At 68.6% G+C, this 22,029-nt stretch carries 21 protein-coding genes; 15 read left to right on the forward strand and 6 right to left on the reverse strand.

The genetic code is table 11. The features are described 5' to 3' along the window. Positions 1 to 94 precede the first annotated feature (94 nt). The 4 genes from IEY36_RS18150 to IEY36_RS18165 form a co-directional block, all read right to left on the reverse strand. A complete protein-coding gene (locus IEY36_RS18150; RefSeq protein WP_188969281.1) occupies positions 95 to 1,438 on the reverse strand; it encodes a tetratricopeptide repeat protein in 1,344 nt (447 codons plus the stop codon). Positions 1,439 to 1,581: 143 nt separating this feature from the next. Beyond that, positions 1,582 to 2,031, reverse strand: coding sequence for a dUTP diphosphatase (gene dut, locus IEY36_RS18155; RefSeq protein ID WP_188969283.1), 450 nt, complete (start codon positions 2,029 to 2,031; stop codon positions 1,582 to 1,584). Beyond that, complete coding sequence (gene coaBC / locus IEY36_RS18160) at positions 2,028 to 3,212, reverse strand: bifunctional phosphopantothenoylcysteine decarboxylase/phosphopantothenate--cysteine ligase CoaBC (RefSeq protein ID WP_188969285.1); 1,185 nt, start codon at positions 3,210 to 3,212, stop codon at positions 2,028 to 2,030. Before coaBC ends, dut begins: the two co-directional genes overlap by 4 nt. A gap of 6 nt (positions 3,213 to 3,218) precedes the next feature. Continuing rightward, positions 3,219 to 3,968, reverse strand: coding sequence for a class I SAM-dependent methyltransferase (locus IEY36_RS18165; RefSeq protein WP_188969287.1), 750 nt, complete (start codon positions 3,966 to 3,968; stop codon positions 3,219 to 3,221). Between the two features lie 44 nt (positions 3,969 to 4,012). Between IEY36_RS18165 and mutM the strand changes: the two genes are divergently transcribed. The 7 genes from mutM (at position 4,013) to gyrB (ending at position 13,360) form a co-directional block, all read left to right on the forward strand. Continuing rightward, positions 4,013 to 4,903, forward strand: a complete 891-nt coding sequence (mutM, locus tag IEY36_RS18170) for a bifunctional DNA-formamidopyrimidine glycosylase/DNA-(apurinic or apyrimidinic site) lyase (RefSeq protein ID WP_188969289.1) — start codon at positions 4,013 to 4,015, stop codon at positions 4,901 to 4,903. A gap of 58 nt (positions 4,904 to 4,961) precedes the next feature. After that, positions 4,962 to 5,738: an enoyl-CoA hydratase gene (locus IEY36_RS18175; protein ID WP_188969291.1), complete on the forward strand. Its 777-nt coding sequence runs from the start codon at positions 4,962 to 4,964 to the stop codon at positions 5,736 to 5,738. A 136-nt stretch (positions 5,739 to 5,874) separates the two neighbouring features. Then, entirely contained in the window at positions 5,875 to 6,150 is a 276-nt protein-coding gene (gene rpsT, locus IEY36_RS18180; RefSeq protein ID WP_188969293.1) for a 30S ribosomal protein S20, read from the forward strand. 264 nt (positions 6,151 to 6,414) lie between these two features. Beyond that, the gene (dnaA, locus tag IEY36_RS18185; RefSeq protein ID WP_188969295.1) at positions 6,415 to 7,848 is read left to right on the forward strand and encodes a chromosomal replication initiator protein DnaA; all 1,434 of its coding nucleotides are present in this window, start codon (positions 6,415 to 6,417) and stop codon (positions 7,846 to 7,848) included. Between the two features lie 433 nt (positions 7,849 to 8,281). Beyond that, positions 8,282 to 9,412 (forward strand): DNA polymerase III subunit beta, encoded by a 1,131-nt coding sequence (dnaN, locus tag IEY36_RS18190; protein ID WP_188969297.1) that lies wholly within the window; start codon positions 8,282 to 8,284, stop codon positions 9,410 to 9,412. A 306-nt stretch (positions 9,413 to 9,718) separates the two neighbouring features. After that, positions 9,719 to 10,864 (forward strand): DNA replication/repair protein RecF, encoded by a 1,146-nt coding sequence (gene recF, locus IEY36_RS18195; protein WP_188969299.1) that lies wholly within the window; start codon positions 9,719 to 9,721, stop codon positions 10,862 to 10,864. A 66-nt stretch (positions 10,865 to 10,930) separates the two neighbouring features. Next, positions 10,931 to 13,360 carry a DNA topoisomerase (ATP-hydrolyzing) subunit B gene (gyrB, locus tag IEY36_RS18200; RefSeq protein ID WP_188969301.1) on the forward strand — a complete coding sequence of 810 codons (2,430 nt, stop codon included), beginning with the start codon at positions 10,931 to 10,933 and terminating at the stop codon, positions 13,358 to 13,360. Here the strand turns inward: gyrB and IEY36_RS18205 are convergent, their stop codons facing one another. Both IEY36_RS18205 and IEY36_RS18210 read right to left on the reverse strand, forming a co-directional pair. After that, a complete protein-coding gene (locus tag IEY36_RS18205; RefSeq protein WP_188969303.1) occupies positions 13,361 to 13,990 on the reverse strand; it encodes a fumarate hydratase C-terminal domain-containing protein in 630 nt (209 codons plus the stop codon). Beyond that, positions 13,987 to 14,856 carry a fumarate hydratase gene (locus tag IEY36_RS18210; protein ID WP_188969305.1) on the reverse strand — a complete coding sequence of 290 codons (870 nt, stop codon included), beginning with the start codon at positions 14,854 to 14,856 and terminating at the stop codon, positions 13,987 to 13,989. Before IEY36_RS18210 ends, IEY36_RS18205 begins: the two co-directional genes overlap by 4 nt. Positions 14,857 to 14,966: 110 nt before the next feature. Between IEY36_RS18210 and IEY36_RS18215 the strand changes: the two genes are divergently transcribed. From IEY36_RS18215 to IEY36_RS18250, 8 genes are read left to right on the forward strand one after another with little or no spacing between them, the layout of a single operon-like run. Next, the gene (locus IEY36_RS18215) at positions 14,967 to 15,584 is read left to right on the forward strand and encodes a glutathione S-transferase family protein (RefSeq protein ID WP_229681408.1); all 618 of its coding nucleotides are present in this window, start codon (positions 14,967 to 14,969) and stop codon (positions 15,582 to 15,584) included. Between the two features lie 2 nt (positions 15,585 to 15,586). Further along, positions 15,587 to 16,792, forward strand: a complete 1,206-nt coding sequence (locus IEY36_RS18220; protein WP_188969307.1) for a CaiB/BaiF CoA transferase family protein — start codon at positions 15,587 to 15,589, stop codon at positions 16,790 to 16,792. A gap of 1 nt (position 16,793) precedes the next feature. Further along, the gene (locus IEY36_RS18225) at positions 16,794 to 17,387 is read left to right on the forward strand and encodes a carboxymuconolactone decarboxylase family protein (protein WP_188969309.1); all 594 of its coding nucleotides are present in this window, start codon (positions 16,794 to 16,796) and stop codon (positions 17,385 to 17,387) included. Between the two features lie 35 nt (positions 17,388 to 17,422). Further along, a complete protein-coding gene (locus tag IEY36_RS18230; protein WP_188969311.1) occupies positions 17,423 to 18,391 on the forward strand; it encodes a Bug family tripartite tricarboxylate transporter substrate binding protein in 969 nt (322 codons plus the stop codon). Positions 18,392 to 18,396: 5 nt separating this feature from the next. Then, positions 18,397 to 19,359, forward strand: coding sequence for a Bug family tripartite tricarboxylate transporter substrate binding protein (locus IEY36_RS18235; protein WP_188969313.1), 963 nt, complete (start codon positions 18,397 to 18,399; stop codon positions 19,357 to 19,359). Further along, positions 19,356 to 20,318 carry a Bug family tripartite tricarboxylate transporter substrate binding protein gene (locus IEY36_RS18240; protein WP_188969315.1) on the forward strand — a complete coding sequence of 321 codons (963 nt, stop codon included), beginning with the start codon at positions 19,356 to 19,358 and terminating at the stop codon, positions 20,316 to 20,318. The genes IEY36_RS18235 and IEY36_RS18240 overlap by 4 nt, the downstream gene beginning before the upstream one ends. After that, positions 20,315 to 21,241, forward strand: a complete 927-nt coding sequence (locus tag IEY36_RS18245) for a 2-hydroxyacid dehydrogenase (RefSeq protein WP_188969318.1) — start codon at positions 20,315 to 20,317, stop codon at positions 21,239 to 21,241. Before IEY36_RS18240 ends, IEY36_RS18245 begins: the two co-directional genes overlap by 4 nt. A 9-nt stretch (positions 21,242 to 21,250) precedes the next feature. Continuing rightward, positions 21,251 to 22,021 carry a GntR family transcriptional regulator gene (locus IEY36_RS18250; protein ID WP_188969320.1) on the forward strand — a complete coding sequence of 257 codons (771 nt, stop codon included), beginning with the start codon at positions 21,251 to 21,253 and terminating at the stop codon, positions 22,019 to 22,021. Positions 22,022 to 22,029: the final 8 nt, after the last annotated feature.

Raw genomic sequence — 22,029 nt, forward strand, 5'->3', positions numbered from 1 at the left:
AAGCCTGCCCGGTCGCATCGCGCGGCCGAACACCCACGAACCATGTCGCATCGTGACGCCCGATCCGCAACCCCGAAGCGGGGCTGTCATGCGCTCAGTGCGGGATGATGCGCGCCGCCTCGGCATAACCGGCGCGTCGGTCGGGCGGCACAGGATGCCGGCCCGCCACGCGTTCGAGCAGCATGCGCGCATCCTCCTGCGCCCCCGCCTTCATCGCGGCATCGAGGAACAGCTGCTCCAGCACATCCTGCTGCGCGTGGCTGCCGCCCATGCGATGCATCACGCTGAGCGCCGGGCGCATCGCCGCGACCGCGCCGGCGTGGTCGCCCTGCGCATGGGCCAGTACCGCCTCGCAGACCGGGATCGCCGCGTCACGCAGGATGGGCGCGACAGTGCCCGGCTGCGTCGCCGCCTCGCGCATCGCATCGAGCATGCGCGCGGCGGCCTGCGTACGGCCCGTCGCGGTCAGTGCCATCATCCAGTGCGGCAGGGTGAAGGTGGACAGGCAGTCGCCGATGCGCGCCTCGGCCTTGTCGGCAAGTTCGACCCAACGATCGCCGACATCGACGCCATGGCGTTGCAGGCGGAACAGCATCGAGGCCGCGTTCTGCACATCGATGTACAGGTCAGGCATCGCCTGCAACAGCGCGCTGCCCTGGTTGCGGAAGCCGCGATCGTACAGGCCGAGCACCTCGCCATGCTCGCCGCGCTCCAGGTGATACATGGCGCGGTGCCACCACAGATGGTGCATCAGGTTCGACCCGCCTTCCCAATGCGGCTCCAGCGTCTTCAGCCAGGCGATGCCCTCGCCGCGACGGCCCTGCATTTCCAGGATATGCGCCACGCCATGCGTCGCCCAGAGATCGCCGGGATCGAGCGTGACGGCGGCGCGGCCGGCTTCCTCGGCGACCTGGTAGTTGCCGCATTCCTCATTGGCGAAGCAGCGACAGGCGAGGATGGAGCCATAGCCCGGCATCGCCGCAGACCAGGCGGGCGCGACGGCATCGACGGCGCGCAGCATCTGCCCGGCGCGGCCGAGCCAGAAGGCACAGAAGTGATGCAGCCGGAACGCCAGGATGTCGTGCGGATGCGCCGCCATGATGGCTTCCCACGCACCGAGCGCGCCCTCGACATCGCCGTCGGCCCACAGCGCGAGAGCGGCGGCATGCGCCCGTTCGCGGTCGGTGCCGGCATGGCGTGCGGCGGCGGAAGCGGCGGACCGCGCGCGCGGCACCAGCGCGGTGTTGTAGGCGAGCATGAAAAAGACGCCGCCCAGCACCAGCCCCATCGGCATCTCGGGGTCAAGCTTCATCGCCGCCTTCAGCCGCTGCCCGGCATCGGCGCGATACTTCAGATAGGCCTCGACCACATCGTCATAGGCGACGACGGCGGCATCCGAGGCCGCGGTGATGGTCAGTCCCCGGGCATCAATGGCCATGCGATGGTCCTCCCTTTCCGCCCTTCGTTCGGGGCGCCGTCCAGAGCAGACCCGATCAGGTCGAAGCACCTGCGCGGGTGAAGATACTCGCAGAAACAACAGCCTGGAGAGGGCCCCGTGAGCCGGAGCGAACGGAGGCCTCCCTAGGTGCCAGTGGAGCCGAAACCCCCGGCGCCGCGCGCGCTGTCAGGCAATTCGGCTGCTTCGCGCCAGGTCGCACGCACCACCGGTGCAATTACGGCCTGGGCGATGCGCATGCCGCGCTCGACGGTGAAGGGCGCGTCGCCGCAATTCATCACGATGACACCGAGCTCGCCGCGATAATCCTCGTCGATCGTGCCGGGGCTGTTCGGCAGCACGATGCCGTTCTTCAACGCGAGGCCCGAACGCGGCCTCACCTGCAATTCATATCCGACGGGGATGGCGATGCGGAGCCCGGTCGGCACCAGCATGCGCGCCCCAGGCGGGATCACCATTGGCGACATGACGGCGGCGAGCAGGTCCATTCCGGCCGCGCCCGCGGTGGCATAAGTTGGCAGCGCCAGCCCCTCGGCATGCGGCAGGCGGACGACGTCGATCACCGGCGCGTTCATGCCAGCGCCTCCGCGATGCGGGCGGCGAGGCGCCGCGCGACTTCTTCCTTCGCCATGCGCGGCCAATCCTCGACGCCCGCTTCGGTCACCAGATGCACGGTATTCTCCGCCCCACCCATCACATCGCCGGACACGTCATTCGCCACGATCCAGTCGCAACCCTTGCGGGCGCGCTTGGCGACGGCGTTCTCGACAACCTTTTCCGTCTCCGCCGCAAAGCCGATGACGAGGCGCGGGCGTGCGGGGCCGGCGGCAGACAGCGTCGCCAGGATATCCGGGTTCAGCGCCAGCTCGAGCGGCGGCGGCACGGCGCCCGGCACCTTCTTCATCTTCTGGTCGGCGGCGCGCGCGGTGCGCCAGTCGGCGACGGCGGCATTGCAGATGGCGCCATCTGCCGGCAGCGCGGCCTGGCAGGCGGCGAGCATTTCCCTCGCGGATTCAACCCGCACCACCGTCACGCTGGGCGGGTCGGGCTGCGTCACCGGGCCGCTCACCAGCGTGACGCGGGCGCCCAGCGCGGCCAGCGCGCCGGCAATGGCATGCCCCTGCCGGCCGGAGGCGCGGTTGGCGATGTAGCGCACCGGGTCGATCGGTTCATGCGTCGGCCCGCTGGTGACCAGCAGGTGGCGGCCGGTGAGCGGCCCGGCGACGAGCGTCGCGCGGATGGCCGCCAGCAGCTCGGCCGGTTCCATCAGCCGCCCTGGCCCGCTTTCGGCTTCGGCCATCGGCCCGTTGCCGGGGCCGGCGACCAGCACACCGCGGGCGCGCAACGCCGCCATGTTGGCCTCGGTCGCCGGATGCGCCCACATGGCAGGGTTCATCGCCGGCGCGACCATCACCGTCGCGCGGGTGGCCAGCAGCACGCAGGTGGCGAGGTCGTCGGTCAGCCCATGCGCCATCTTGGCCAGCAAGTCGGCCGAGGCAGGAACCACCGCGATCAGGTCGGGCCAGCGGGCGAGGCGGATATGACCAATCTCGGCCTCGGCGGCCCAGAGGTCGTCATGCACCCGTTCGCCGCTGATGGCCGCGAGCGCTTCCTTGGTGACGAAGCGCGCCCCGCCAGCGGTCAGGACGGCCATGACCGTTGCGCCGTCGCGGCGGAGCAGGCGCGTCAGCTCCAGCGCCTTGTAGGCGGCAACGGAACCCGAGACGATCAGCAGGATGCGGCGGCCGGCGAGCATCGGGCGCTAGAGCCGCCAGCCCGTATGGATCGCCACGATGCCGCCCGACAGGTTGCGCACCTCGACCCGTTCCAGCCCGGCATGGCGCATCATGCCCGCCAGCGTCTCCTGGTCGGGGAACATGCGAATGCTTTCGGCGAGGTATTCGTAGCTGTCGCGGTCCTTGGCCACTTTCTCGCCGATCGCCGGCAGCGCCTTGAAAGACCAGGCGTCGTAGAGCGGCACCAACGCCGCGATCTCGAGCTTGGAGAATTCCAGGCAATGAAACCGCCCGCCCGGCCGCAGCACGCGGCGTGCCTCGCGCAGCACGGCGTCCTTGTCGGTGCAGTTGCGCAGGCCGAAGGCGATGGACACTTTCTCGACACTGCGGTCGGGCAGCGGAATGTGTTCGGCGTCCACCACCATGAAGTCGAGCCCGGCGGCGAGGCCACGGTCCAGCGCGCGCTTCCGCGCCACCTCCAGCATCGCCGGGTTGACGTCGGTCAGGATGACGCGACCCGCCCCCCGTTCCTTGGCAAGGAAGGCGATGTCGCCTGTCCCGCCGGCGAGGTCGAGCAGCGTCTCGCGCGCCGAACAGCCGATGGCATTGACGAAGATGCGCTTCCACACCCGGTGGATGCCGAGCGACATCAGATCGTTCATCACATCGTAGCGCGGGGCCACGCTTTCGAAGACCTCGCGGACCATGGACGCCTTCTCGGCGCGCGGGACGGACCGGAAGCCGAAATCGGCGCTGTCGTGGGGGCTGTCGCTCATCGTGAGACCACCATAGCGTGCCGGGCGCGAATACGGGAGTGACCATGCCTGAATTGCCGGAGGTCGAAACGGTCATGCGCGGCCTGGCCGCCGTGCTGGAGGGCCACCGCATCACCGAGGTGGAACAGCGGCGGGCTGGCCTGCGCTTCCCCTTCCCTGAGAACCTGGTGCGCCGGGTCGAAGGAAAGCGCGTGCTGTCGTTCCGCCGACGGGCGAAATACATGCTGGTGCGGCTGGAGGGTGGCGAGAGCCTGCTGATCCATCTCGGCATGTCGGGGCGGATGGTGGCGCGCGAGGCCGGCGCGCCGGTGGTGGCCCGGCTTGGGCCGCAGGGGATGGCTTCGGACGCCCGCGGCCACAACGCCCCCCCCGAGGCACATGAACACCTGGTCTTCGCCACCGACCATGGCTGGCGGGTCGGCTTCGTCGATCCGCGTCGGTTCGGCTCGGTGGATCTGGTGGCGACCGAGGCGGAGGACGCGCATCGCCTGCTGCGGGGCCTTGGGCCGGAACCGCTGGATGAGGCCTTCACCGATACGGTGCTGTCCGCCGCGCTGGTGGGGAAGTTGACGCCGATCAAGGCAGCGCTGCTCGACCAAGGCGTCGTGGCCGGTCTCGGCAATATTTATGTATGCGAGGCGCTGTATCGTGCCGGCATCTCTCCCCGGCGCCTGGCGCATAGCGTCGCCGGGGCGCGGGCCGCGCGGCTGGTGCCGGCGATCAAGGCGGTGCTGGCGGAATCGATCGGCGCCGGGGGCTCCTCCCTGCGCGACTATGTCCGGGCGGATGGCGAACTCGGCCGCTTCCAGGAACGCTTCGCCGTCTATGGGCGGGAGGGCGAGGCCTGCCCGCATTGCGGCCCGGCCTGCCCGGGGATCGGGCGGATCGTGCAATCGGGGCGGTCGACCTTCTTCTGCGCCCGGCGGCAGCGTTGAGGCGGCCACCTGGCTGGGCTACAGCCGAAGCACCAACCAAGGGCAAGGAACGCGGCGCATGGCCTATGAGATGATCCTGACCGAGACCCAGGGGAAGGTAGCCATCATCCGGCTGAACCGCCCCCAGGCACTGAACGCCCTGTGCGACCAGCTGATGACCGAGCTCGGCGACGCGTTGCGCGGCTATGATCGCGACCCAGCGATCGCCGCCATCGTGGTGACCGGCAGCGAGCGCGCCTTCGCCGCCGGGGCCGACATCAAGGAAATGAAGGACCGGACCTATCCGGCGGTCTATTTCAACGACTTCATCGGCGAACGCTGGGAGACGGTGCTCGAGATCCAGAAGCCGGTGATCGCCGCGGTGGCGGGCTTCGCGCTCGGTGGCGGGTGTGAACTCGCGATGATGTGCGACCTCATCATCGCTGCCGATACGGCGAAATTCGGCCAGCCCGAAATCAATCTCGGAATCATTCCGGGGGCGGGTGGATCGCAGCGTCTGACGCGGGCGGTCGGCAAGTCGAAGTCCATGGAAATGATCCTGACCGGGCGTATGATGGACGCGGCCGAGGCGGAACGGGCCAATCTGGTGACCCGCGTGGTGCCCGCCGCCGACCTGCTCGCCGAGGCCGTGAAGATCGGCGAGAAGATCGGTGCGCTGTCCGCCCCCTCGGTCGCCATGGCCAAGGAAGCGGTCAATGCCGCCTTCGAGAGCGGCCTGCGCGAGGGGGTGCGGACCGAGCGCCGGCTGTTCCTCAGCCTGTTCGCCACCGAGGACCAGAAGGAGGGCATGTCGGCCTTCGCCGAGAAGCGCAAGCCGGCTTTCCGCAACCGTTGATGGCGGCCGGCATGCAGGGTCCGCGCGGCGAGTGCTTGACGCGCGGCGCCGCGCGGCATTAGAAACCCGGCCTTCGCCGCAGTGGTCAGCCGCCGCGGCTCTTCGAACCATTTTGCATAGTTGAACCGGAAGCCCCATGGCGAACACTGACTCCGCGCGCAAGCGCATCCGCCAGACCGAGAAGCGCACGGCGCGCAACAAGGCGCGGAAGTCCCGCGTGCGCACCTTCGTGCGCAAGCTGGAGGAGGCGATCGCCACGGGTGACAAGGCCGTGGCGCAGGAAGCGTTCCGTGCCGCGCAGCCGGAAATGCAGCGCGCCGTCACCAAGGGCACCCTGCACGCCAACACCGTGTCGCGGAAGATCTCGCGCCTTTCGGCGCGCGTGAAATCCCTGGGCGCCGCCCAGGGCTGAACCGTACCGCCTTCGGGCGGTGGCGTCATTTCGTTCTGAACCTGTTGTCCGCTATCGCGCGGCGCGCTCGTTTCGTGTGCGTCAGCGCTGTGCGTGCGCGCATGGAATCTCGTATTGCCGCGCGCGACTTTGTCGCTTGCGACAGTCATGTGACGCGGTAGTGTTCTGATCCTGGGGGCCGAAATCTCTTCCATCATGCCACCTGCGAGGCGGGGGCCGGCGACGATCGATAGCTCGCGTGGAAGAGTCGTTGAGGGGGTGGACATGGAGAAGCAGCCCGGGTCGGATACCGCGCGCTCTGCAGCATCCCTTCAGGAATCCTGGGCCCGCATCCGCGGTCGCCTGCGCGATGAAGTGGGTGAGGTCGAGTACCGCACCTGGCTGCGCCAGATGACGCTCGTCGGCATCGAGGATGACGAGGTCGTCGTCAATCTTCCCACACGTTTCCTGCGCGACTGGGTGCGCAGCCATTACGGCGACCGATTGCGCGCGCTGTGGCAGCAGGAAGTCGCGGCCGTGCGCAGCGTCGATGTGCGCGTCGGCCCGCAGCCGCGCAGCGCGGTGCCGCCCGACCAGGACGCCGCGGCCAGCGCGCCGGCGGTGCGTGCGGGCTTGGCCGAAGCACTCGCACCGAGCCCGTCGCGCACTGTGGCCGCCGACCCGCGCGGTGAATGGTCCGCGCCGCTCGACCCGCGCTTCACCTTCGACACCTTCGTCGTCGGCAAGCCGAACGAATTCGCCTATGCCTGCGCGCGGCGCGTTGCCGAGAAGCCGGCGAGCCCCGGCTTCAATCCGCTGTTCCTCTATGGCGGCGTCGGGTTGGGCAAGACGCATCTGATGCACGCCGTCGCCTGGGCGATCCGTGGCGGCGAGCCGGCGCGCAACGTTGCCTACATGAGCGCCGAGAAGTTCATGTACCGCTTCATCTCGGCGTTGCGCAGCCAGTCGACGATGGAGTTCAAGGAAAGCCTGCGTTCGGTCGATGTGCTGATGGTCGACGACCTACAGTTCCTCATCGGCAAGGACAACACGCAGGAGGAATTCTTCCACACCTTCAACGCGCTGATCGATGCCGGCAAGCAGATCATCATCAGCGCGGACAAGTCGCCTTCGGACCTCAACGGTCTCGAGGACCGGCTACGGACGCGGCTTGGCTGCGGCATGGTCGCCGACATCCATGCCACCACCTACGAACTTCGCCTGTCGATCCTGCAGGCCAAGGCGACCGCCGCGGCGGTACCGGTGCCGAAAAACGTGCATGAATTCCTCGCGCACAAGATCACCTCGAATGTCCGTGAGCTGGAAGGCGCGCTGAACCGGTTGATCGCGCATGCCAATCTGTTCGGCCGCGCCATCACGCTGGAATCCGCGCAGGATGTGCTGCACGACCTGCTGCGCGCGCATGATCGCCGCGTCACCATCGAGGAGATCCAGCGCAAGGTCGCCGAGCACTACAACATCCGGCTGACAGACATGTCTTCGGCGCGCCGGGCGCGCAATGTCGCGCGACCGCGTCAGGTGGCGATGTATCTGGCGAAGCAGCTGACGTCGCGCTCGCTGCCCGAGATCGGGCGGCGCTTCGGTAATCGCGACCACACGACGGTGATGCACGCGGTGTCGCGCATCTCTGAGCTGATGCAGGCGGACAGCGCCTTCGCGGAAGACGTGGAGCTGTTGCGACGGATGCTCGAGACCTGAGGAAGGTTGGAGGGGCGCTGCCCCTCCAAAGGGCCGGGCCCTTTGGAATGCCATTTTGGGCGCTGTGCGCCGCTGCCAGGCATGATGCCGAGACCCGCCGTTGCGCAAGACGCGTGCAGCGGGGCTGGCACGCCCACCGAGCCCTGCGCCAGATCGAGATTTCCAAAGGCCCTTAGGCCCTTGGCGGGGCGGCTTGGAGCGGGCAGCGCCCCTCCAATCGCGCGACCCGCTGGAATCCCGACCCTCTTCCCTTGCTTTCCCGCCTTTCCCCACCCGAATCGCGCTGATATGGTGCGGCCCCCTCGGTATCCGGCCTTGCGGGCCGATTCGGCCCCGGCTGGACGTCGCTGGGACAGGGGGACATTGGCGGCCCTGCACCCGGCCCTTGCCGGGCCCAGCGGTGGCCGCCCCATGATCGGGGCGTCGGGCTGCGATGAAGTTTACGGTGGACAGGGCGGTGCTGCTCAAGGCTCTGGCGCATGTGCAGAGCGTGGTCGAGCGTCGCAACACCATTCCGATCCTCGCCAATGTGCTACTCGATGCCAAGACCGAGGGCACCTTGACGTTGACGGCCACCGATATGGAAATCGCGGTGGTCGAGGAAGTGGCGGGCGTGACGGTGCCGCGCGGGGGCCGCACCACGGCGCCGGCGGCGACGCTGTACGAGATCGTGCGCAAGCTGCCGGATGGTGCACGCGTCGAGCTTGACCATGGCGGAGGCGATGGCCCGCTGACCTTGCGCGCGGGCAAGTTCAACACCGCGCTGTCGGTGCTGCCGGTGGACGATTTTCCGTCGATGACGGAAGGCAAGTTGCCGACCAAGTTCAGCATCAAGGCCGGCGTGCTGCGCGACCTGATCGACCGGACGAAGTTCGCGATCTCGACCGAGGAGACGCGCTACTACCTCAACGGCATCTACCTGCATGCCGCCGAGGCCGATGGCGCGCCAGTGCTGCGCGCGGTCGCGACCGATGGCCACCGCCTGGCGCGCGTCGAGGAACCGCTGCCCGATGGTGCCAAGGGCATGCCGGGCGTGATCGTGCCGCGCAAGACGGTGAACGAAGTGCGCAAGCTTGCGGATGAGACGCAGGACGAGATCGAGATCCGCCTGTCGGACACCAAGATCCGTTTTGGCGTCGGCACCGTCTCGCTGACCTCGAAGCTGATCGACGGCACCTTCCCGGAATACGAGCGTGTCATTCCGCGTGGCAACGACAAGAAGATGACCGTGCCGAAGAAGGATTTCGAGGAAGCCGTCGCGCGCGTCGCGGCGATTTCGTCGGAGCGGTCGCGGCCGGTGAAGCTGTCGATCTCGCGCAACAACCTGCTGCTGTCCGCCGCGAGCCCCGACCAGGGCCAGGCGCAGGAGGAACTGGACAGCGACCTCGTCAGCTATGAAAGCACGCCGCTCGAGATCGGCTTCCAGGCGCGCTACCTGGCCGATATCACGGCGCAGATCGGCGAGAAGATGGAATTCATCTTCGCCGACGGCGCCGCGCCCACCATCGTGCGCGATGAGGCGAAGCCGGAAGCGCTGTATGTGCTGATGCCGATGCGGGTGTGAGCGCGGGCGGCATCGGCCTTCCCGCGCGATGGAGAGAGGCGGCGCTTCTCCCCGCATCTCATCTGGCCGGGGGTTCCATTGACGTTGCCCGGCACCGAGAATGGGTGCCTGATGGCATGCTCGGCCGCCCATGCCGGGCTGCGCCATCGGTCCTGAAAGAGGCGTCCAGATCCCGCGGACGGCATTCCAACTGGCTCGGTCTCTTCGCAAATCCATCGGCCATGCCGGTCATTGTCGATGCGACCCTGACGGGTTGGTTTGGCGAGGCAAGGCTCCGCCACGCTGCTTCCTCTGGGCAGTGATACCGTGCTCCGCCTCACCCGCCTCCGTCTGACCGACTTCCGATCCTGGCCTGCCCTGGAGGCGCCGCTCGACGCCCCCATCGTCGCGATCGCCGGCGAGAACGGCGCCGGCAAGACCAACCTGCTCGAGGCGATCTCCCTGCTTGGCCCCGGCCGTGGCCTGCGCGGCGCGCGCATGGGCGAACTCGGCCGCCGCACGGAGGGAGGGCAGCGTCCCTGGGCCGCCGCCGGCCGTTTCACGACGCCCCACGGCACCTTCGACATAGGCACGGGCTCCGACCCCGAAGGCACCTCCGACCGCCGCGTCTTTCGCCTGGATGGGCTTCCCGTGCGCACCCAGGCCGACCTCGCCGACCGCATCGCCGTCGTTTGGCTGACGCCGCAGATGGACCGGCTGTTCCAGGAAGGGGCCTCCGGCCGCCGCCGCTTTCTCGACCGCCTGGCCTGGGCGTTGGAGCCCACCCATGCGCGGGAGGTCGCCGCCCATGACAACGCCATGTCCCAGCGTAACCGCCTGCTGGCGGGCGGGCGCGCCGATCCGGCCTGGTTGGCGGGGCTGGAGGACGCCATGGCGCGTCACGCCGTTGCCGCCACCGCCGCGCGGCGCTCCCTGGCCACGAAGCTCAACCGCGTGATGGCGACGGGCAGCGCCACGGGGGCCTTTCCGGCGGCGCGGATGGACCTGCTTTGCCCGATCGCCACTGCCTTGGCCGACCAGCCTGCCCTGGCCGTCGAGGACGCCCTGCGCGCGGCTCTCGCCGCCGATCGCAGGCGGGATGCCGCGGCGGGCGGCGCGGCGCGCGGCGCCCATCGGGCCGACATGGCGCTGACCCATCTGCCGAAGAATCAGCCTGCTGAGATGTGTTCGACCGGCGAACAGAAGGCGCTGCTGATCTCGACAGTGCTAGCCCATGCCGCGCTGATCGCCGAGGCGCGGGGTTTCGCGCCCTTGCTGCTGCTCGACGAGGTTGCGGCGCATCTCGACTCAACGCGGCGGGAGGCGCTGTTCGCGGCGCTGGCGACGCTGCCCGCGCAATCCTTCCTGACCGGCACGGATGCCGAGGTTTTCCGCCCGCTCCAGGGTATCGCGCGCCGCTTTCGCGCCACCCCGGGAAAGCTGCTGCCGGAGGACGAAACCGGGTCGCACTGAGGGGGAAAAAACCCTATATTGCAAACACGGTTACGTCCCCCTTCAGAGCAGGAGCTAGCGCGCCGCATGAGCGAGCCCGCGCGTCCCGAGTCCGACGCCTACGACAGCGCTTCCATCACCGTCCTCCGGGGCCTCGAAGCCGTGCGCAAACGGCCGGGGATGTATATCGGCGACACCGATGACGGTTCCGGCCTGCACCACATGGCCTTCGAGATCATCGACAACGCCGTGGACGAAGCCCAGGCCGGTTTCGCGACGTCCTGCCACGTCACGCTGAATGGTGATGGCTCGGTGACGGTGCGCGACGATGGCCGCGGCATCCCGACCGACATTCATGCCGAGGAAGGCATCTCCGCGGCCGAGGTGGTGCTGACGCGCCTGCATGCCGGCGGCAAGTTCAACCAGAATTCCTACAAGGTCTCGGGCGGCCTGCATGGCGTCGGCGCCGCCGTGGTAAATGCGCTGTCCGAATGGATGGAAGTGCGCATCTGGCGCGAAGGCACCGAGAACCGCCTGCGATTCGAACATGGCGACACCGTCGTGCCCTGCACCGTTGTCGGCACGTCGGAGCACCGTAATGGCACCGAGGTCACCTTCAAGCCGTCGGCGCTGACCTTCACCAAGACCGAGTTCGATTTCACCGTGCTGGAACGGCGGCTGCGCGAGCTCGCCTTCCTCAATTCCGGCCTGGGCATCACGCTGCGCGACGAACGCCATGCGGAGGTGCAGGAAACCACTTTCAAATTCGATGGTGGCCTGGTCGCTTATGTCGAATGGCTCGACAAGGGCAAGAACCCCGTCTTTGCGCAGCCCATCAGCGTGATGTCGAAGGAGCATGACGGCATCCGCGTCGAGATCGCCGTGCGCTGGAACGACAGCTATCACGAGACGATGCTGTGCTTCACCAACAACATCCCGCAGCGCGATGGCGGCACGCACCTGGCCGGCTTCCGCCAGGCGCTAACGCGCGTGATGAGCAAAGTGGCGGACGGCCTGTCCACGAAGAAGGACAAGCTGACCCTCGCCGGCGAGGACATGCGCGAAGGCCTGACCGCCGTGCTCTCGGTGAAGGTGCCGGACCCGAAATTCAGCAGCCAGACCAAGGAGAAGCTCGTCTCCTCGGAAGTGCAGCCAATCGTGCATGTCGCGGTCGCCGATGCGCTGACCCATTGGTTCGAGACGCATCCGAAGGAAGCCAAGGAAGTCGTCGGCAAGATCCTCGATGCTGCGGCCGCGCGCGAGGCCGCGCGCAAGGCGCGCGAATTGACGCGGCGCAAGGGCGTGCTCGATGTCTCCTCGCTGCCCGGCAAGCTCGCCGACTGCCAGGAACGCGACCCAACCAAGTGCGAATTGTTCCTCGTCGAGGGTGACTCGGCCGGCGGTTCCGCCAAGCAGGGGCGCGACCGCGCCTTCCAGGCGATCCTGCCGCTGAAAGGCAAGATCCTGAATGTCGAGCGTGCGCGGTTCGACAAGATGCTCGGCAGCGCCGAGATCGGCACGTTGATCACGGCGCTGGGCACCGGTATTGGCCGTGGCGAGATCAGCGAGGGCGGCTTCGATCCCGGCAAGCTGCGCTACCACCGCATCGTCATCATGACCGACGCCGATGTGGACGGGTCGCATATCCGTACGCTGCTGCTGACATTCTTCTTCCGGCAGATGCCGGAGCTGATTACGCGTGGTCATCTCTATATCGCGCAGCCGCCGCTCTATCGGGCCAAGCGCGGCAATGAAGAACGCTACCTCAAGGACGACCGCGCGCTTGAGGACTACCTGATCGAGAAGGCGCTGTCCTCCGCCTCGTTGCGCTTCTTCGATGGTCGTCTGCTGACTGCCGAGGATCTGCGCGCCGAGCAGGAATTCCATCGACAGGCGACGTCGCGCATCCGCCGCCTGTCGAGCGTCGTGCCGGGCGACATCGTGGAACAGGCCGCCGTCACTGGCGCGCTGACCATGGACCCCGACCGTGCCACCGTCGCGGCGCAGGCGTTGGCGGTGCGGCTGAACGGCCTCGCGCCGGCCAATGAACGCGGCTGGGTGGCGAGCAGTGGCGAAGGCGGGCTGACGCTGGCGCGCACCGTGCGCGGCGTGGCCGAACGCCATGTTCTGGACGCGACCGCACTGCGCAGTGCCGAGGCGCGCTGGCTCGACGAACGGCGCGAGCGCCTGTTGCGCGACTTCGCCGCCGGCGAGGCGATGCTGCAGCTCGGCGCGCATGAATACGCCGCGCATGGCCCGATGCAGGCCTTCGACCGGTTGATCGCGGAAGGCCGCAAGGGCCTCGCCATCCAGCGCTTCAAAGGCCTGGGCGAGATGAACCCGGATCAGCTGTGGAAGACCACGCTCGACCCCGCTGCGCGCACGCTGCTGCGCGTTCGGGTCGAGGATGTCGAGGATGCCGAGCAGGTCTTCTCGACACTGATGGGCGACCTGGTCGAACCGCGCCGCGACTTCATCGTCGGCAATGCGTTGAAGGTTGCCAATCTCGACGTGTAATCAGCCGCCTGCTGTCGCGCGATCCTTCGCCAACTGCGCGAGGATCGCCGGCAGGCGGTCCTGCGCCTGCTCCTGCAATGTATCGAACAGGCTGTTGCCGTGGGTGTCGATGCCGACGGTCAATGGCCCGAGGCCCCGCACCGCCAGCCGCACCAACCGGTAATGCGCGACGAGGTCGCTGTAGGCGACCTCCCTCACCGCCTCGATCGCCGCCGAATGCAGCGGCGCGCCACCGCCGAGGAAGGAAAGGTAGATGCACCCCACCTCCTGCATCGCCTGGACGCAGTCGGCATCGAGGCCGCCCTTACCGCCCACCGCGGTCAAGCCGAAATGCCGGATCAGGCCGGGCATCAGCCGGTTGAACCGCGTGCTGGTGGTCGGGTTCATGTACAGGATTTCGAGCCCGCCATCGGCCGTGTCCTGCGAGTAGGAACCGAGATGCAGCAGTGATCCGCCATCAAGCGGGAAAGGAGGCGCACGGCCTTCCTCAGCGCAGGCGACCAAGCGCTGCACGGTCGGCAGCCCGGCGGTGATGACGATCTCGCCATCGACCAGTATCATGTCGCCGGCGCGCAGGCTGCGCGCATCCTCGCGCGACATCGGCATGGTCAAGCGCCTGAACTCGCTCATTCGAAGCGCTCCACGCTGCCATCCGCGTGCAGTCGCGCCCGCGTCCGGCGATTGATCCAGCAATTGAAGCAGACCGCGACCGGCGTGTAGCCATGCCCTGCGGCGTAGTCGACATGCACGGCGAGCGCCGTGGTGTCGCCGCCCGTGCCCATCGGCCCGAAGCCCGTTGCATTCAGCGCGCGCAGCAGGCGTTCCTCCATGGCGGCCAGCACCGGCTCGTCATTGACACTGCCGATGGGACGCATCGTCGCCTTGCTGGCGATGCGAGCGGCGACGTCGAAAGACCCGCCGATGCCGACGCCGATGATGACCGGCGGGCAATGCTGCGACCCCGCCTGCAACACCACCTTCATCACATAGGCTTCGATCTCCGCCAGTGTGGGAAAGGAGAAAGTCTCGAGTGCCGCCCATCGGCCCGAGCCGAGTGCCTTCGGCTGGCACAGGATCTCAACCCAATCCGCCCCACTCGCGACATCCCAGGTCACCAGCGGCATGCCACGGCCCTTGTAGCCCCGCTCGTTGGTCAGCGGGTTCGTCACATGCTTCAGCAAGGGCGGGCTGATGCGCGCGACCAGCTCATCGAATCCATCCGAAATCGCGGCCTTGATATCGCCATCCAATCGTGCGGCGCTGCCAATCGTTACGTGATAGACCGGCACGCCGGCATCGGAGCAGACGAAGCGGTCTTCCTGCTCCGCCTTCTGCGCGCTGCCGAGCATCATGCGCAGCACCTTGCGCGCGCCATCCTGCGTCTCGGTCTCGAGCGCCCGGCGCAGGCCATCCTTGGTGTCAGCCGGCACGGCGCGCAGCGACCAATCATACAGATTCGCGGATAGTGCCTTCACCGCGTCGTAGGTGATGGGCATGCCTTGGCCGTTCCTCTTTCCCTTGCGCGGGGGGCTTGTCGCCGCCGCGCGCTTCCGTAAAGATCATACAACTGACCTAACGACACAAGAGGGAGGGGCGCCAAGCCCGCATGTCGATGATGAAGCTGCATTGGTCCCCGCGCTCCCCCTATGTGCGCAAGGTGATGATCGCCGCGCATGAACTCGGTATGGCCGACCGCCTCCAGACGGTGCGCACCGTCGTCGCGATGGACAAGCCGGTGCCCGAGCTGATGGTCGAGAATCCACTCAGCAAGATCCCGACGCTGGTCACCGAGGACGGCACCATCCTCTACGACAGCGTCGTCATCATGGAGTATTTCGACAGCCTGGTGGGCGGCGGGAAGCTGATCCCAACCGCGGGCCCCGCGCGCTTCATTGAGCTGCGGCGGCATGCGCTGGCCAACGGCTTCCTCGACGTGCTGATCTACTGGCGGACGGAACGCGGGCGCGAAACGCCGCTGGCGTCGATGCTGCAGACCTACGAGACGAAGCTGAACGCGATCCTGCCGGCGCTCGAGGCCGAGATCGACGCCATTGCGAAGACGCCCGTCGGCATCGCGCAGATCACCCTCGCCGTGGCTGGCGACTACATGGATTTCCGCTTCCCCGACCTTGGCTGGCGTGACCGCGCGCCGCGCTTTTCCGCCTGGCAGTCGACATTCCGCGAAAGGCCCTCGATGCTCGCAACGCCAGTAGTCGACGGCTGACCATGGCGGGACCCCTGTCGCATCTGCGCGTCCTTGATCTCGGCCGCATCATGGCCGCGCCCTGGGCAACGCAGATCCTCGGCGACCTTGGCGCCGAGGTGATCAAGATCGAACGCCCCGGCGTCGGCGACGACACACGCGGCTGGGGCCCGCCCTTCCTCAAGGATCGGGACGGCAATCCGACCAAGGATGCCGGCTACTTCCTCTCGGTGAACCGCGGCAAGCGTTCGGTCACACTCGACATCACCAAGCCGGCCGGCCAGGCGATCGCGAAACGCCTCGCGCAGGATTGCGACATCGTCATCGAGAACTTCAAGGTCGGCGCGCTGGCGCGCTACGGCCTCGATGCTGCCTCGCTGCGGGCGCTCAAACCCTCGCTGATCTATTGCTCCGTCACCGGTTTCGGTCAGGATGGCCCGCGTGCCGAACAGGCAGCCTACGACTTCATGATTCAGGCCATGTGCGGTTTGATGAGCATCACCGGCGAGGCCGAAGGCGCACCACAGAAGGTCGGCGTGCCTATCGTCGACCTGATGACCGGGATGTATGCCGCCGTCGCCGTGCTCGCCGCCGTCGCGCGCCGCGCCGAGACCGGGCATGGCGAAACGATCGACCTGGCCATGCTCGATGTCGGCACCGGCATCCTGGCGAACCAGGCAATGAACTACCTGGTGGGTGGTCGCGTGCCGCATCGCGCCGGCAATCGCCATCCGAACATCCAGCCGCAGGACGTGTTTCCCGCGAGCGACGGCGAGATCGTTCTCGCCGTCGGCAATGACGGGCAATTCGCCAAGCTCTGCGTGGCGATCGACCGTCCCGACTGGGCGACCGATCCGCGCTTCATCCGCAACGCCGACCGCGTCCGCCACAACGCCGCGCTGACGCCGTTGCTCGCCGCGCGCTTCCGCGATTTCACGCGGGCGGAACTCACATCCCGCCTTGATGCCGCCGGCGTCCCCTGCGGCCCCATCAACACCGTGCCGGACGTCTTCGCCGACCGCCAGGTCATCCATCGCGGTGTGCTCAGCCGCCGTCGTCATCCTGCCGGCGAGGTGCCGATGATCGGCAACCCCATCCGCATGGCCGAGGCGGAGATGCGCAATGACGGCGTGCCGCCGCTGCTCGGCCAGGACACGGAGGCGGTGCTGGATTCAATCGGCATCGGCGTGGCGGAACGTGCGAGCCTCGCGGCCGAAGGGATCATCTGACATGCCTCGCATCCCATTGCCCGCGACGCGAGAGGACCTCGGGGACGACGCCCAGCGCGCCGTCTGGGACACGGTCGTCTCCGGCCCGCGCGGCCGCGTCATCGGCCCGCTGCGCGCGGCGATCCATGCGCCGGTGCTCGCCCAGGCATGGTCCTCGCTGGGGGAGTCGCTGCGCTTCGGCACGTCGCTGGGCAAGCGCCTGTCGGAACTCGCCATCATCGTCACCGGGCGGCGCTGGTCGGCGCAGGTCGAGTGGTTCGTCCACGCCCAGGCCGCCGCCGATGCCGGGCTGGAAGCCATCGTCATCGACGCCATCCGCGATGGCCGGGCGCCGCCCTTCACCCAGCCCGACGATGCGCTGATCTACGATTATGCTCGCCTGCTGCTGCGCGACGGCAATGTTCCCGCCGCGCTGCATGCGCGCGTGACGCAGCGCTTCGGCGTGAAGGGCGTTGTCGAGCTGACCGCCCTGGTCGGCTATTACTCGATGGTCGCCATGACCCTGAATGCGCACGAGGTTCCGCTGCCGGATGGCGCCGTCGCTCCGCTCGCCGCGCCGACGGAAGGCTTGTTCGACCAGCCGCCGCCCGGCTAGCGGCACCACAAACAATGAATGGGAGGAAACCAACAATGATCACCAGAAGGACCGCACTCTCAGCCCTGGCGCTGCCCGCGCTGGCAGGCCGCGCCCATGCCCAGACCTTCCCCGACCAGCCGGTGCGTCTGGTCGTGCCCTTCGCCGCCGGCGGTCCGGCGGACCTGATCGCGCGTACCATCGGCCGCGTGATGGGCGAGAAGCTGGGCAAGCCCGTGGTCGTCGAGGCCCGCGCCGGCGCCAGCGGCCTGATCGGCATCGACTTCGTCGCGAAGTCACGTCCCGACGGCCAGACGCTGGTCCTCGCGAGCAGCGGCGGCATGGTCATCCTGCCGCATCTCCAGCCAAACATGCCCTATGATCCGCGCACCGACCTCTCGCCTGTCACGCAGGTGCTGGCAGTGCCGCAGATCGTCTCGATCGCGCCGGGACTCGGGCCCAAGAACCTCGCCGAGCTGGTCGCGATGTGCAAGGCACGGCCGGGTGAACTCACTTACGGCTCCGCCGGAATCGGTTCGTCCCTTCACCTGGCAGGGGAGTTGTTCAAGCTGCGCGCCGGTATCGACATCGTGCACGTGCCGTTCCGCGGCGCTGCGCCGGCCGTGACGGAACTGCTGGCCGGGCGTATCCAGATCCTCGCCGCGGATGTGCCCGCGCTGCTGTCGCATGTGCGTGCCGGCTCACTGCCGGCGCTCGCCATCACTTCGGAGGAGCGCCTCGACATCCTTCCCGATGTGCCGACGGCGGTGGAGGCCGGCGTCCCCGGCTTCGTCAGCGAGACCTGGTACGGCGTGCTCGGCCCGGCCGGCATCCCGGCCGACCGCATCGCGATCCTGCGCGAGGCGACGCATGCCGCGCTTCAGGATGAACAGACCCGCAGCGTGCTGCGTGCCCAGGGTGGTCGCATCGTCGACAGCAGCCCGGAGCAGTTCGCGTCCTTCATCCGCACCACCTACGACAGCTGGGGCGACGTCGTGCGCGCTACCGGCATGCGCCTGGAGTAGCATCGTTGAACAGAAGAAACCTCCTTGCCGCCGCGGGATTGCTCGCGGCGGGACCGGCGGTCGCCGAGACGTGGCGGCCGACGCGACCGATGCGCATCATCGTGCCCTTCGCGCCGGGCGGCACAGCGGACACCATCGCGCGGCTGATCGCCGACCCGACGGCGGCGATCCTCGGCCAGCCCGTGCTAATCGAGAACCGCCCCGGCGGCAACGGCACCGTTGCTGCCATCTCGGTGGCGCGCGGGCCGGCGGATGGGCTGACGCTGCTGTATTGCTCGCCCTCCATCCAGATTCTCAACCCGCTGATGATGCGCAGCATTCCCTACGACGCGATGGCCGATTTTACGCCGGTCATCGCGCTGATGCGCGCACCGAAAATCCTCGTGGTGCGGCCGGACTTCCCGGCGCGCGACGTGGCGGCGCTGATCGCGCTCGCCCGCACGCGACCCGGCGGCATCTCCTTCGCCAGCGCGGGCGTCGGCTCCTCGGGGCATCTCGCCGGTGCACTGTTCGGGCAGATGGCCGGCGTTGAGCTGCTGCACGTGCCCTATCGCGGCACCGCGCCGGGCGTGCAGGACCTGATGGCGGGGCGGGTGGACATGGTGCTCGACACCGCCGCGGCGCTGCTGCCGCTGGTGCAGGACGGGCGGCTGCGCGCGCTCGCCGTCAGCACGCAGGAACCCTCGCCGCTCGCACCCGGCCTGCCGCCAATCGCGCTGACGCTGCCGGGCTTCGACGACGCCTCATTCAACTACCTGGTCGCGGCGGCACGGACCCCGCCCGAAGCGATCGCCGCCATCAATGCCGCGATCGGCCGCGTGCTCGCCGAACCCACCCTGCGCGCCCGGTTCGAGGCCCTGGGTGCCGAACCGCTGGGCGGCACGCCGGAACAACTCGCCGCCATGGTGCAGTCGGAGATCGCGCGCTGGCGTGGTGTCATCACAGCACAGGGAATTACGCTCGAATGAAGACCACCCGTCGCGCCCTGCTGGCGGCGCCCGCGGTGCTGGCCAGCCCGGCGCGCGCGCAATCCTTCCCCAACCGTCCACTGCGCCTGGTGGTGCCGTTCGCCGCCGGCGGCTCGGCCGACGCTTCCGCGCGCATGCTGGCCGAACCGATGGGCGCCGCGCTGGGCCAGCCGGTGGTGGTGGACAACCGTCCCGGCGGCGGGGCGACAATCGGCGCGCAGGCGGTGGCGCGGGCAACGCCGGATGGCCACACGCTGCTCTACGGCACCCCTGGGCCGCAGATCATCAACCCGCATCTGATGCGCAGCCTGCCTTATGACCCGGTGGCGGATTTCGCACCGGTCTCTGGCTTCAAGCGCGCGCCGAACCTGCTGGCGATCCATCCCTCGTTGCCGGCGCAGGATGTCGCCGGGCTGATCGCGCTCGCCAAGGCGCAGCCGGGACGGTTGACCTTCGCGTCCTCGGGCATCGGCTCCTCCTCGCATCTGGCGGGGGAATTGCTGAAGTTCATGGCGCAGATCGACATCACCCATGTGCCCTATCGCGGCACCGGGCCGGCGACGACGGACCTGATCGCCGGCACGGTCAGCATGGCGCTCGACACCATGTCGATCCTGCTGCCGGCGGCGCGGGCGGGGTCTCTGCGCGCGCTCGCCGTCACCACGCCGCAGCGTTCGGAGCAGGCCCCGGACCTGCCCGCCATCGCCGAGACACTGCCCGGCTTCGATGCCGCGCCCTTCAACTACATCGCGGCACCGGGCGGCACGCCGGCACCAGTCATCGCGCGGCTGAACAGCGTCATCGTCACGATCCTCAACGACCCGGCCTATCGCGCGCGCATGGTCGCGCTGGGGGAAGAACCGACGCCCTCGACGCCCGAGGAACTCGCCGCCACCATCGCCGCCGAATCCGCGCGCTGGAAGCAGGTCATCAACAGCGCCGGAATCCACCTCGAATGACCGAAACAGTCCTTCTGCTCTCCGCCATCCCGGCCGATCTGCGCGCGGCGCTGGCGGCGCGGTACACGCTGGTCGAGGACAAGCCCGCCGAGGCGCCGCGCCCGGGCATCCGCATCGCCGTGACCATGGCGTTGGCCGGCGCCACCGAAGCGCAATTCGCCCGCCTGCCCGATCTGCGCCTGCTGTCGAGCCAGGGCGCGGGGCTCGAACGCATCGACCTCGCCGCGGCGGCGCGGCGCGGCATCGCCGTCGCCTACACCCCGGACGTGATGACCGAGGATGTGGCGGATGCCGCCATCGGCCTGATGTACGCCGCCGCGCGCCGCGTGGCGGAGGCCGACCGCTTCGTTCGTGCCGGGCGATGGGCGCAGGAACGCATGGGCCTGGGCATCAGCCTGCATCGCAAGGCGGCCGGCATCGTCGGCCTGGGGCGCATCGGTCAGGCAATCGCGCGCCGCTGCGCCGGTCTCGGCATGGATGTCGCCTGGACCGGACCGCGACCGAAGCCGGACCAGCCCTGGCCCTTCCTCGCCGATATCCGCGCCCTGGCGGAGCGCTCGGACGTCCTGATCCTCGCCACACCGGGCGGGGGTGGGACGGACCGCCTCGTCGATGCCGGCGTGCTGGCGGCGCTCGGGCCGCGCGGCGTGCTGGTGAACATCGCGCGCGGTTCGGTGGTGGATGAGGAAGCGCTGATCGTCGCCTTGCAGGATGGCACCATCGCCGCGGCCGGGCTCGATGTCTTCGCGCGCGAACCGGCGCTCGATGCGCGCTTCCTCGCGCTCGACAACGTCGTGCTGGCGCCGCATTCGGCCTCGCTGACGATCGAGACGCGCGCCGCGCTGGTCGCACGCATCCTTGCGGATATGGACGCCTTCCGCGACGGGCGAGCTTTCCTGGACGCCGCCTCCGGCGCCGTGTAGCGAGCGCGCATGCCCCCTGCCGCCCCTCCCGCCGCCTCTGGGCCGCGCACCGCCATCGACCTGAACCGCAGTGCTGTCGCGCGCTACATCCAGCTCGCGACGCTCTTTCGCCGCAGAATCGAACAGGGCGCCTGGCGGCTCGACCAACGCATCCCGACCGTCGATGAACTGGCCGCCGAATGCGGCGTCGCGCGGGCGACGATCCGCCAGGCGCTGGACCTGTTGCAGCAGGACGGGTTGATCGAGCGCTTCCGTGCGAAGGGCACATTCGTGCGCGGTGCGCCCACCGAGAACCGCCTGTGGTGCGATGTCGAAACCGACTGGTCCGGCCTGCTGCGCTCCCGCGAGGGCGCCGAGATCGAGATCCTCGACGACCGCTCGGGCCTTTCCCCGGCCGCGTTGCCGACGGTCGAGATCGGTCGTCCGGCGCCGCTGTATCGCCACATCCGCCGCCGTCATTGGCGCGACGGGCAGCCCTTCCTGCTCGCCGATGTCTATCTCAACGAACGCCTCTCATTGAAGGTGACGGAAGAGGCGCTGCGCAGCCGCACGGCATTGAAGCTGGTCGCCGGCATCCCCGGCGTGCGCATTGCCGATGCGCGTCAGACGTTGACGATCGGTACCGCCGATGTGGAAACCGCCGCCGCCCTGCACCTTCCGCTGAACGCCCCGGTCGCGCTGGTGCGCCGCGCGGCGGTGGACCCGCGCGGCGTGCTGCTGATGGTGGCGGACGGGATCTATCGCGGCGACGTGGTGCGGATCGACATCAAGCTGCGGTGACGGGCGCG

The organism is Neoroseomonas lacus (assembly GCF_014644535.1).
Taxonomy (GTDB): Bacteria; Pseudomonadota; Alphaproteobacteria; order Acetobacterales; family Acetobacteraceae; genus Neoroseomonas; species Neoroseomonas lacus.